The 11,854-nt window shown below is 59.7% G+C and carries 12 protein-coding genes; all 12 read left to right on the forward strand.

Annotated features, from left to right (window positions below):
* The first annotated feature begins 76 nt into the window (after positions 1-76).
* The 12 genes from BR24_RS08190 to hisA all read left to right on the forward strand — a co-directional run bounded on the left by BR24_RS08190 (position 77) and on the right by hisA (position 11,820).
* On the forward strand, positions 77-1,219 hold the full coding sequence (locus tag BR24_RS08190; protein ID WP_496541013.1) for a branched-chain amino acid ABC transporter substrate-binding protein: 1,143 nt from the start codon (positions 77-79) through the stop codon (positions 1,217-1,219).
* 78 nt (positions 1,220-1,297) lie between these two features.
* Complete coding sequence (locus tag BR24_RS08195; protein WP_496541014.1) at positions 1,298-2,197, forward strand: branched-chain amino acid ABC transporter permease; 900 nt, start codon at positions 1,298-1,300, stop codon at positions 2,195-2,197.
* A 45-nt stretch (positions 2,198-2,242) separates the two neighbouring features.
* On the forward strand, positions 2,243-3,538 hold the full coding sequence (locus BR24_RS08200; RefSeq protein ID WP_496541015.1) for an ABC transporter permease subunit: 1,296 nt from the start codon (positions 2,243-2,245) through the stop codon (positions 3,536-3,538).
* Positions 3,531-4,322 carry an ABC transporter ATP-binding protein gene (locus tag BR24_RS08205; RefSeq protein WP_496541016.1) on the forward strand — a complete coding sequence of 264 codons (792 nt, stop codon included), beginning with the start codon at positions 3,531-3,533 and terminating at the stop codon, positions 4,320-4,322. The genes BR24_RS08200 and BR24_RS08205 overlap by 8 nt, the downstream gene beginning before the upstream one ends.
* 1 nt (position 4,323) lies before the next feature.
* Positions 4,324-5,031, forward strand: a complete 708-nt coding sequence (locus tag BR24_RS08210) for an ABC transporter ATP-binding protein (RefSeq protein WP_496541147.1) — start codon at positions 4,324-4,326, stop codon at positions 5,029-5,031.
* A gap of 58 nt (positions 5,032-5,089) precedes the next feature.
* Entirely contained in the window at positions 5,090-6,547 is a 1,458-nt protein-coding gene (gene guaB, locus BR24_RS08215; protein ID WP_496541017.1) for an IMP dehydrogenase, read from the forward strand.
* Positions 6,548-6,599: 52 nt separating this feature from the next.
* On the forward strand, positions 6,600-8,147 hold the full coding sequence (gene guaA, locus BR24_RS08220; protein WP_496541018.1) for a glutamine-hydrolyzing GMP synthase: 1,548 nt from the start codon (positions 6,600-6,602) through the stop codon (positions 8,145-8,147).
* Positions 8,148-8,166: 19 nt separating this feature from the next.
* Positions 8,167-8,520 carry a Sec-independent protein translocase protein TatB gene (tatB, locus tag BR24_RS08225; protein WP_496541019.1) on the forward strand — a complete coding sequence of 118 codons (354 nt, stop codon included), beginning with the start codon at positions 8,167-8,169 and terminating at the stop codon, positions 8,518-8,520.
* Positions 8,517-9,791, forward strand: coding sequence for a twin-arginine translocase subunit TatC (gene tatC, locus BR24_RS08230; RefSeq protein ID WP_496541020.1), 1,275 nt, complete (start codon positions 8,517-8,519; stop codon positions 9,789-9,791). Before tatB ends, tatC begins: the two co-directional genes overlap by 4 nt.
* A gap of 60 nt (positions 9,792-9,851) precedes the next feature.
* The gene (gene hisB / locus BR24_RS08235) at positions 9,852-10,442 is read left to right on the forward strand and encodes an imidazoleglycerol-phosphate dehydratase HisB (RefSeq protein WP_496541021.1); all 591 of its coding nucleotides are present in this window, start codon (positions 9,852-9,854) and stop codon (positions 10,440-10,442) included.
* On the forward strand, positions 10,439-11,092 hold the full coding sequence (locus BR24_RS08240) for a hypothetical protein (protein WP_496541022.1): 654 nt from the start codon (positions 10,439-10,441) through the stop codon (positions 11,090-11,092). The genes hisB and BR24_RS08240 overlap by 4 nt, the downstream gene beginning before the upstream one ends.
* Positions 11,089-11,820 (forward strand): 1-(5-phosphoribosyl)-5-[(5-phosphoribosylamino)methylideneamino]imidazole-4-carboxamide isomerase, encoded by a 732-nt coding sequence (hisA, locus tag BR24_RS08245; RefSeq protein WP_496541023.1) that lies wholly within the window; start codon positions 11,089-11,091, stop codon positions 11,818-11,820. The genes BR24_RS08240 and hisA overlap by 4 nt, the downstream gene beginning before the upstream one ends.
* Positions 11,821-11,854: the final 34 nt, after the last annotated feature.

An 11,854-nucleotide genomic window follows, 5' to 3' on the forward strand; every position in this document is an offset into this window, starting at 1 on the left:
GCTTTCAGCAAGGATGTCGGCGGGTTCGCGGCCTGCTCATGTCTTGTTGCATCAACTGTATTCAGGAGAGGATCTGATGAGAGGACACTGGAAGCTTTTCGCGCTGGTTGTCGCGCTCGTTGCGCTGTTCGCAACGGGTTGCGGCGAAGGTAAAAAGGAAGAGGCCGCAAAGGCCAAGAAACTCGTGCTCGGCGTGGCCGGCGCGCACAGCGGCGACCTTGCGTCTTACGGTCTGCCCACCGTGAACGCGGCCAAGCTCGTGGCCAAAAAGGTCAACGCGGAGGGCGGCGTCCTCGGCATGCAGGTCGAAGTCATGGCTCAGGACGACCAGTGCAAGCCGGAAATGGCCACCAACGCCGCGACCAAGCTGCTGTCCGAGGACGTGAAGATCGTGCTCGGTCACATTTGTTCCGGCGCCACCAAGGCCGCTCTGGAAATTTACAAGGACGGCAACATCGTCTGCATGTCGCCTTCCGCCACCAACCCGCCGCTGACGCAGAGCGGCAACTATCCGAACTTCTTCCGCACCATCGCCTCCGACGATGCTCAGGCTCTGCTGGAAGTCGACTTTGCCAAGAAGCTCGGCCTGAAGAACATTGCCGTCATCCACGACAAGGGTGACTACGGCAAAGGCTTCGCCTCCTTCTGCAAGCAGTTCATCGAAGAAGAGGACGGCATGAGCGTCGCCCTGTTCGAAGGTGTCACCCCCGGCGCCGTGGACTACTCCGCAGTGGTTCAGAAGATCAAGAATTCCGGCGCTGACGGCGTCATCTTCGGCGGCTATCATCCTGAAGCCTCCAAGATCGTCACCTCCATGCGCAAGAAGAACATCGAAGTTCCTTTCCTGTCCGACGACGGCGTGAAGGATGAAACCTTCATCAAGGTCGCCGGCGAATACGCCGAAGGCGTCTACGCCACCGGTCCCCGCGATATCTCCGGAAACCCGCTCTACAGCGTCGCCGAATCCGCCCACAAGGAAGAATTCGGCAGCGACCCGGGCGCGTTCTACTATCAGGCCTACGCAGCCGCTCAGGCGCTGCTCAACGCCGTGGAGAAGGCCGGAGCCGTGGACTACGACAAGATCGTGGAAGCCCTGCGTACCGAGTATGTGGAAACTCCGCTCGGCAAGATCAAGTTCGACGACCGCGGCGATGCCGAAGGCGTCGGCTTCTCCATGTACCAGGTCAAGGACGGCCAGTACGTGGAAGTCACCGAGTAGCAAGTTCGGCATAACGTAATCAACAGGGGGCAGGCCGAAGTCTGCCCCCTGATTGTGTAGCACACGGATAGGAAACAGATGGAATATTTCCTTGAGATTTTCTTCGGCGGATTGACCCGGGGGAGCATCTACGCGCTTATCGCGCTCGGGTACACGATGGTCTACGGCATCATCGAGCTCATCAACTTCGCCCATGGCGAAATCTACATGATAGGCGCCTTCACCGGCCTTATTATCGCCGGGGTGCTGGGTGCGGCGGGCTTTCCCGTTCCCGCGATTCTGGTGCTGGCAATGTTGGCCGCGGTCATATATTCGGCCGCCTACGGATTCACCATCGAGAAGATTGCCTACAAGCCTCTTCGTGGCGCCCAGCGGCTCTCTCCGCTGATATCCGCCATCGGCATGTCGATCTTCCTGCAGAACTACGTCATGCTGGCGCAGACGTCGGACTTCCTGCCGTTCCCCAGCCTGATACCCGAATTTCACGTTCCCTGGATTGGACACATCATCAGCAGCGCAGAACTGGTCATCGTGCTTGTCACGGTGCTCGTCTGCATCGGCCTGACGCTGTTCATCAAGTTCACCAGACTGGGCAAGGCCATGCGCGCCACCGCCCAGAACCGCAAGATGGCCATGCTGGTGGGCATCAATGTGGACACCGTCATCTCGGCCACCTTCGTCGTCGGGTCGAGCCTCGCCGCTGTGGGCGGCGTGCTCATCGCCTCGCATATCGGGCAGATCAACTACTACATCGGCTTCATCGCGGGCATCAAGGCCTTCACCGCAGCGGTGCTCGGCGGCATCGGCAGCGTCCCGGGCGCCATGCTCGGTGCGCTCATCCTCGGCCAGACCGAGGCCTTTGCCACCGGCTACGTCTCCTCGGACTACGAGGACGTGTTCGCGTTCGCCCTTCTGGTGCTCATCCTGATCTTCCGGCCTGCCGGAATCATGGGCAAGGAACCGGTGCAGAAAGTGTAACCAATCTGTCCCGCATTCGGGGCGCAAGCAATACAAGGAACTATCATGAGCAACACCGTAGTGGCTGAAAAGGGGACGCAGGGCGGACTCGCCTTCTTCTTCACAGCCGGTTGCGACAACTTTGCCGAGTCGCTCAAAAAGTCCGTGCTGGCGGCTTTGTGGTTCATGTTTCTCACTTTCCCCATAATGGTCATCCGGGTGGATACCATTGAGAACACCATCGAGTGGCGCTGGATAAATCTCGCACTCATCGGGGGCGGGTCGTTCGTTCTGTCCTTTCTCTGGCGTTGGATGCTGGCCCGCAAGGAGCTCAACAAGGGAGCCGCAGCCAGAGAAAGCTCCCTCGAGCGCTCGCTCACGCTGGCTACCTCCATTCCGGCAGCCAAATGGACTCTGCTGGCCTGTATCGCCGTAGTGGCGGTCGGCTTTCCGCATGTGGCCGGGATGTATCAGACGAACATCATGATCTCGTGCCTGACCTACATCGCGCTCGGGCTCGGTCTGAATATCGTCGTGGGGCTGGCGGGCCTGCTCGACCTCGGCTACGTGGCCTTCTATGCCGTCGGCGCCTATGCCTACGCATTGGCCAACATGCACTGGGGCATCGGCTTCTGGACCATCCTCCCGATAGGCGCGCTGCTTGGCACGCTTTTCGGCATCATGCTCGGTTTTCCGGTTCTGCGTCTTCGCGGCGACTATCTCGCCATCGTGACGCTCGGATTCGGTGAAATTATACGATTGGTGCTTGAGAACTGGGGCGAAGTCACCATGGGCCCCAGCGGTATCGCCGGCATCGACCGGCCCACGCTGTTCGGTATCGAGTTCGGCGTGATGAACTCCATCAACTACATGTACTACATCATGCTCGGTCTGATAGTGCTGACAATCTTCTGCGTGAACCGGCTGCAGAACTCCCGAATAGGGCGCGCGTGGCTGGCTCTGCGCGAAGATGAAATAGCCTGTCAGGCAATGGGCATCGACAAGACGAAGACCAAGCTCATGGCCTTTGCCCTCGGTGCCACGTGGGCGGGCATGGCCGGTGTTGTCTTCGCAGCCAAAACCACGTTCATCAACCCGGCCAGCTTCACTTTCTGGGAGTCGGCCATCATTCTGTCCGTGGTCGTCATCGGCGGCATGGGCTCCATCCGGGGGGTCATCGCCGGTGCCATTATCCTGATTCTCGTCCCCGAGTATCTCCGGGCCTTCGCCGAGTTCCGCATGCTGATCTTCGGCGCAACCATGGTCCTGGTCATGGTCTTCAGGCCGCAGGGACTCATTCGCGCCAAGCGCAAGGTGTATAAATATGAAAAAACGTCTGTAGCGGGAGCGGCAAATGAGTGAAACCGTTCTCAACGTTAATGAAATATGCAAGGACTTCGGCGGCATCCGTGCACTCGACGAGGTCAGCCTCACGGTGCACAGCAAGGAGATTGCGGCGCTGATCGGTCCCAACGGGGCAGGGAAGACCACTTTCTTCAACTGCATTACCGGCATCTACAACCCCACTAGCGGAGATGTGCTGCTCAAAGGCAGGGAAGGGGAGGACAGGCGCGTAAACGGCATGAAGCCCAACCATGTCACGGAGCTCGGCATGGCGCGTACCTTTCAGAATATCCGCCTGTTCCCGTCCATGACCGCATTGGAAAATGTCATGATCGGGACGCACTGCCGCAGCAAAAGCGGCATCTGGGGTGCCATTTCCCGCGACCGCAAAAGCCGTCGCGAGGAAACTGCGGTTATCGAAAAGAGTTACCACCTGCTTGAGCTCGTGGGGCTGGCCCAGTACGCCAACGAGCTGGCTTGCAACCTTCCGTACGGCAAACAGCGCAGGCTGGAGATCGCCCGCGCCATGGCCACGGACCCGTTCCTGCTGCTGCTCGACGAGCCCGCGGCGGGCATGAACCCGCAGGAGACGCTGGCGCTTCAGGACCTCATCATCAAGCTGCGTGAGGAGTACGACATGTCCATCCTGCTCATCGAGCACGACATGAAGATGGTCATGAGTGTTTCCGACAGCATTTTCGTTCTGGACTACGGCCGCCTCATCGCCAGTGGCGACGCCGGCGAAGTCAGCGAGAATCCCGCAGTCATCAAGGCGTATCTCGGGGAGGGCGAAGATGTCTAGAATGCTCGAACTCAAGAACGTCGACACTTACTACGGCAACATTCAGGCGCTGTATGACGTCAGCCTGCACATCGACCACACCGAGATCATCACGCTCATCGGCGCCAACGGCGCCGGCAAGTCCACCACGTTGATGACCATCTGCGGCCTGCTCAAGCCGCGCACGGGCGACGTGATCTATGAGGGCGAGTCCATCTCGGGGATGGCGACCAACAAGATCGTTGCTTCCGGCATCTCGCAGGTTCCGGAAGGCCGTCTGATCTTTCCGGAGCTGACCATCAAGGAAAACCTCGATATGGGGGCGTTCCTTCGCAGCGACAAAGCCGCCATCGCCCGCGACGTGGAGTATTGCTACGACCTGTTCCCCATCCTTGCGGAGCGGAGGAATCAGCAGGGTGGCAACCTCTCCGGGGGCGAACAGCAGATGCTCGCTATCGCCCGCGCGCTCATGGCACGACCTCGGCTGTTGCTGCTCGACGAGCCGTCCATGGGTCTGGCACCTTTAATTGTTAAGCAAATATTCGAAATAATTAAGAAGATTAACAAAGAGTCGGGAACGACCATTTTTCTGGTTGAACAGAACGCCAACCTTGCGTTAAAGATCGGCCACCGAGGTTACGTGATGGAAAACGGAAAGATCGTTTTGACAGACTCATGCGAGAAGCTTCTTGCCAATGAGGATGTAAAGCGCGCATACCTCGGACTGTAAACGATACGAATGGCCGGACCGTGAGGTTCGGCCTTAAAACTATCCGGGGAGTTAAAACATGAGTAAGATTTTGGACAAGGCTTTGACGTTCGACGACGTTTTGCTGCTTCCGGCCTATTCGGAAGTCCTTCCCGACACCGTCGACGTGTCCACCCGGCTGACCCCGAGCATCAGCCTGAACATTCCGCTGATCTCCGCGGCGATGGACACGGTGACCGAATCGCGCATGGCCATCGCCATGGCGCGCCACGGCGGGGCAGGCGTCATCCACAAGAACTTCTCCATTCGCGAGCAGGCCCGCGAAGTGGATCGCGTCAAGAAGTCCGAGTCCGGCATGATTCACGATCCCATCACCGTGCACCCCGACGATACGTTGGGCAAGGTCATGGACATCATGGCCGAGTACCGCATCTCCGGTCTCCCTGTCGTTCGCGGCGAGCACCTGGTGGGTATCATCACCAACCGCGACATCCGCTTCGTGACCGAAAAGAGCACTCTCGTCTCCGAGGTCATGACCAGCCGCGATCTGGTGACCGTGCAGGAAGGCATCGGGCTTGACGAAGCCAAGCGCCACCTGCACCAGAACAGGATCGAAAAGCTCCTCGTGGTGGATGACGAGAACAGGCTCAAGGGTCTCATCACCATCAAGGACATCAACAAGGTCAAGAAGTACCCCATGGCCGTCAAGGACGAGCGCGGCCGTCTGCTGGTCGGTGCTGCCGTCGGCGTCGGCAAGGACTGCGAGGCCCGGGCCGAGGCGCTGCTGCGTGCCGGTGCCGACTTCCTCGTGCTCGACTCTGCGCACGGCCACTCCAAGAACATCCTCGACGCCGCCGCCATGCTCCGCTCCAACTTCCCGGACGCCCAGATCATCGGCGGTAACGTGGCTACCTACAGCGGTGCCAAGGCGCTGTTCGACGCCGGAGTGGACACCGTCAAGGTCGGCATCGGTCCCGGCTCCATCTGCACAACGCGTGTGGTGGCCGGCGTGGGCGTACCCCAGATCACGGCCGTCATGGAAGCCTGCCGCGCCGCAGAGGAATGCGGCGGCTGCATCATCGCGGACGGCGGCATCAAGTTCTCCGGCGACATCGTCAAGGCGCTGGCCGTCGGCGCGGACTGCTGCATGATGGGTTCCCTGTTTGCCGGAACCGAGGAGTCACCGGGCGAAACTGTCCTCTATCAGGGACGTACCTACAAGACCTACCGCGGCATGGGCTCCATCGACGCCATGAAGCAGGGCAGCTCGGACCGCTACTTCCAGGAAAAGTCCAAGAAGCTCGTTCCCGAAGGCATTGTCGGCCGCGTTCCCTACCGCGGCGCGGTGGGAGAATCCGTGTACCAGCTGCTCGGCGGCATCCGCTCCGGAATGGGGTATACCGGCTGCAACTCCCTGAATGAACTGAAGGAAAAAGCTCAGCTCGTACGCATCTCCCCCGCGGGGCTTCGCGAGTCCCACGTGCACGACGTGAGCATTACCAAGGAATCTCCCAACTATCAGGTTGAATCTTCCTAGGGTTACAGGGTAACCTGTCGCGTCAATCACTTCGACAAGAGATGGTATATACATGCTGAATCAAGACAAAGTAATCATTCTGGACTTCGGGTCCCAGTTCACCCAGCTCATCGCGCGACGTATCCGCGAGGCCGGCGTGTATTCCGAAATCCACCCCTGCAACGTGGACCCGGAAAAGATCAAGGCGCTGAATCCGCAGGCCCTGATCCTCTCCGGCGGTCCCTCCAGCGTACTCGAGGGCGGCTGCCCGGATTTGCCGCAGGAGTATCTGGAGTGGGGGCTGCCCACGCTGGGCATCTGCTACGGAATGCAGCTTCTGGCCCACAAGATGGGCGGAAAGGTCGTCGCTTCCACGGACCGCGAGTACGGTCGCGCAGATTTTCAGACCATGAACGAGTGTCCGCTTTTCGAAGGCATCGAGAAGCAGGACAAGCTTACGGTCTGGATGTCCCACGGCGACCGCGTCGAAGCCATCCCTCCGGGATTCGAGCAGATGGGCCGCACCGAGTCCATCGACTTCGCCGCCATGGGCCATGTGGAGAAGAAGGTCTATGCCCTGCAGTTCCACCCAGAGGTCGCGCACACCGAAGAAGGCTCTCAGATCATCCAGAACTTCCTGTTCAAGGTGGCGAACCTGACCCCGTCCTGGTCAATGGCTTCCTTCGTGGAGACCTGCATCACGGACCTGCGCAAACAGGTGGGCGACTCCAAGGTGGTACTCGGTCTTTCCGGAGGCATCGACTCCACTGTAGCCGCCGTGCTTCTGCACCGCGCCATCGGGAAGAACCTGCATTGCATCTTCGTCGACAACGGGCTCCTGCGGATGGGTGAGAAGCAGGAGGTCATCGGCTTCCTCGAAGAGCACTTCGACCTGAACGTCAAGTTCGTCGACGCCGCGGACGAGTTTCTCGGCAAACTCGAAGGCGTTTCCGACCCCGAGGAAAAACGCAAGATCATCGGCTACACCTTCATCGATGTCTTCGACCGCGAGGCCAAGGCCATCGACGGCGTCGAATACCTCGGGCAGGGCACCCTGTACCCGGACGTCATCGAGTCCGAGTCCTTCAAGGGCCCTTCGGCCGTTATCAAGAGCCACCACAACGTGGGCGGCCTGCCTGAAAAGATGAATCTTAAGCTGGTCGAACCCCTGCGCGAACTGTTCAAGGACGAAGTTCGTCGCGCGGCCTACGAGCTCGGCATGCCGGATCACATTATCTGGCGTCATCCGTTCCCCGGCCCGGGGCTGTCCATTCGCGTCATCGGCGAAATCACCGAAGAGCGGCTGGAAATCCTGCGCCTTGCGGATCGAATCGTGCAGAACGAGCTGATGGCATCCGACTGGTATCGCAAGGTCTGGCAGGGCTTCGCCGTGCTGCTGCCGCTCAAGACCGTCGGCGTCATGGGCGACGACCGCACTTACGAGCACGTCATCGCGCTTCGCGTGGTGGACAGCCTCGACGCCATGACCGCAGACTGGAGCCGCCTGCCCAGCGAACTGCTCGCCCGCATCTCCAACCGCATCATCAATGAAGTAAAGGGCGTCAACCGCGTCGTCCTGGACATCTCCTCCAAGCCGCCGAGCACCATCGAGTGGGAATAGGAAGGACAAGGATACTGTCATGTTCGGAATAGGCGGACCGGAACTGGTCATCATACTCGTCGTGGCCCTGATCGTGATCGGCCCCCAGAAGCTGCCGCAGATGATGCGCAGCCTCGGCAAGGGACTGGCCGAATTCAAGCGCATGGGCAATGACGTGAAGAGTACGCTGGATTTGGAAGTGGACCGGGCCGAAAGCGAAGCCCGCAAGCGCGAAGTGGACACTGAGCTGGCACGCCGCAAGGAAGCCGTCAAGAAGGCTGAAGAAGAGTCCGCTTCCACGGATGAGGCTTCGACCGAAAACGAACCTGCCGCCGAGACGGCCTCCGCACCCGGCCCGGAATCTTCCGGCGAAGGTGAGAAGGAGAAGGCATGAGTTCGGAAAAGGACGATGTCACTCCCGAGTCCGGCGTGACGCCTGAAGATACAGATACAAACACCCCGGGGGCCTCGGAAGAGGCCTCCGGCGGTGCTTCTCGTTCCTTCCGCGAAGGAGAGGCGCCCGAGCCAGAAAGCGAGTCCACCGACAGCGACGGAGCGGACATCGGCGACGGCGACACGCAGAGCGGTTCCGGGGACGGCGGCGGTAAAGAAACTGACGATCCGGACTTCGATCCGAGCCTCGACGAGGAGTCGCAGGAAGAAGAGGATGACGAAGAGCAAGTCGGCGGCCAGATGACTCTGCTGGAGCATCTGGGTGAACTGCGTCAGCGCATGGTCCGCTGCGTGCTGGCCGTCATCGTCGGCATGCTGGCCTGTTACGCATTCGCGGAGCAGATGTTCGACATCCTCATGAAGCCCATGAAGGAAGTCCTCAAGCAGGTCGCCGCCAAACACATGGTGCTTCCGCTGGACTTCTTCGCCAATCTCGAGACGTCCCTTGCGCAGGCCCTCAAAGGGACCGATTTCAAGTATTTCGAAAAACTTCCGGTTTTCGTGGAGGCCCTTCAGGATTCCATGAGCACCGTGATGGTGGGTGGGCATTTTCAGTACACCTACCCGGCGGAAGCCTTCTTCTCGCACATCAAGATCGCAATTGTGGCGGGAATCTTCCTGATGAGCCCGTATCTTTTCGGACAGATATGGGGCTTCATTGCGCCCGGGCTGTATTCGCACGAGCGCAGGTACGTCGTGCCCATGGCCATCATCTCCGCCATGTTTTTCGTGGGCGGGGGCATGTTCGGTTACTTCGTGGTGTTCCCGTTCGGGTTCGACTTCTTTGCAAGCTTCGCCAGCACGGAAATCGCCTTTACGCCGAAGCTCAACGAGTATCTGAGCTTCTGTCTGAAGCTGCTGTTCGCGTTCGGCGTAGTGTTCGAGTTGCCGCTGTTCATATTCTTTCTTGCGCGGCTCGGTCTCGTGAGTTCCCGCGGGCTGCGCCAGAAGCAGAAGTATGCGGTGCTCATTGCGTTCGTCATTTCCTCTATCCTGACGCCGCCGGACCCGTTCACGCAGTGTCTGATGGCAGGGCCGCTGATTATCCTGTACGAGCTCGGTATCTGGGTGGCATATCTTTTCGGCAAGAACGAGAAGCGCCACCAGAAAAAGGTCGCCGAGGAAGCTGAGGCGGAGCAGGAGGAGTTGGAGGCTGCCGCGCGCATCGAGGATGCCGCACTGGACGGAGAATCCGGGGAAAGCGGCAAGTGATATCTGCCACCCCTTTGCTTTTCCAGTGATTTTTTATACAGTCCCCGTAAAGGAGGAGCCGTGAGTACACGCGAAGCAGCCATCGCCCGCCGAACCAGAGAGACGGACATCAGTCTGAAACTCGTGGTGGACGGCTCGGGCCGAAACAGCATTGCCACCGGAGTCGGGTTTGCCGACCACATGCTCGACCTCATGTGCTTCTGGGGCGGGTTCGATCTTGAACTGGAGTGCAAGGGCGATCTCGAGATCGACTCCCATCATACGCTGGAGGACATCGCCCTGTGCCTCGGACAGGCTTTGTCCGAAGCGCTGGGAGACCGCAAGGGCATCAACCGAGTCGGTTTCGCCAAGGTCCCCATGGACGAGGCGCTTGCCGAAGTGGTGATAGATCTTTCCGGGAGACCGTATCTGGTGTTCGATGACGAGCTGCTTCCGGCGGTCATCGCGGGAGACGAGAAGGACGTCTGGCGCGAATTCTTCAAATCCTTCGCGTTGCGTGCCGGCATGAACCTGCATGTCAAGCTGGAATACGGCAGAAACGGACATCATCTTCTGGAGGCGGCCTTCAAGGCGCTCGGCATGGCGCTCGGCCATGCCGTTGTGGTAGGAAGGCAGGGAGTTTCCAGCACCAAGGGGAGTATCGATCGATGAGACGCATCATCAGAACACTGTTTTTCATGGCCGCCGTGGCGGTCCTCATGCTGACGGCGGCCTGTTCCGGCAAGCAGACTCCCGCAGTGGAGCGCCCGGTGGGCAAACTCGCCGTGGCCTCCTTCACCAACCCTGTCTACACGTGGGAACTTTTGGCCGGTTACATCCCGGTGGAGGAAGGTCGGCACGTGGACGAAAAGGTTCTTCGGAGTCTCGACGGCATTCTCTCCGGCGCGCTGGCGGAGCACGGTGTCACCGACTACATTCCCGCAGCCTCCACCCGCCAGTGTCAGGAAATTGTGGTCATGGAGCAGGATTCCATGCCGCGTATGTCCGCATGGAAATACTGGAAGGGCGTCGGCAAGTGCATTCAGGCCGATTATCTTCTCGTGCCGCAGGTGCTGCGCTGGGACGAACGCGTCGGCAGTGACGCGGGAGTCGTGGAGCCGGCCTCGGTGGTCATCGACCTTTTTCTCATCGACGTGAAGCAGGGGACCATGGTCCGCGCTCATTATGACGAAACGCAGGTGGCCTTGTCCGAAAATCTGCTGACCGCCAAGAAGTTCATGGAGCGTGGCGGAAAGTGGGTGACAGCAGAGCGACTCGCCAAGGACGGCATCAGCGAAAAACTTCTGGAACTCGGTTTATGATTCTTTTTCCCGCAGTGGACATCAAGGACGGGCAGTGCGTGCGCCTGTCGCAGGGCAAGGAAGACGAAGTCACGGTTTTTGGCAAAGACCCCGTGGCCATGGCGCGCCACTGGCAGGAGCAGGGGTGCCGCTATCTGCACGTGGTCGATCTGGACGGCGCGTTTTCCGGCCACCCCAGAAACTACGACCTCATCAAGAACATCTGCTCCGAACTGAACATTCCGGTTCAGCTGGGCGGCGGCATCCGCGACATCGCCACGGCCGAGAAGTACGTCGAAGCCGGGGTCAACCGACTCATCATCGGCACTATGGCACTTGAGGAGCCCGAGCTTTTCGCACAGCTCTGTGAAGCTCTCCCCGGCCGTATCGGCGTCTCGCTGGATGCGGTGGACGGCCACCTCAAGACCAAGGGCTGGGTTGAGGATTCCGGTCAGATGATCTTCGACGTGCTGCCTCGCATGCAGGAAAACGGCGTGGCCTTCATCGTTTACACCGATATCGCTCGAGACGGCATGCAGACCGGCGTAAACCTCGAAGCGCTGGAGAAACTGTGCGACGCGACCGCCATTCCGGTGGTGGCCGCCGGTGGCGTGCATACTCTTCAGGATATCAAGGATCTGTACCCTCTCTACAAAAAGGGTCTTCAGGGTGCGATATCCGGACGGGCCATCTACACCGGCAGCCTGAATGTCCGAGAGGCCGAAGGCTGGATCGCCCAGCAGAAATAGCCAGCGCGATTTCCATCGATACCGAACGGGCCGA

The organism is Pseudodesulfovibrio halophilus DSM 5663, assembly GCF_059568665.1.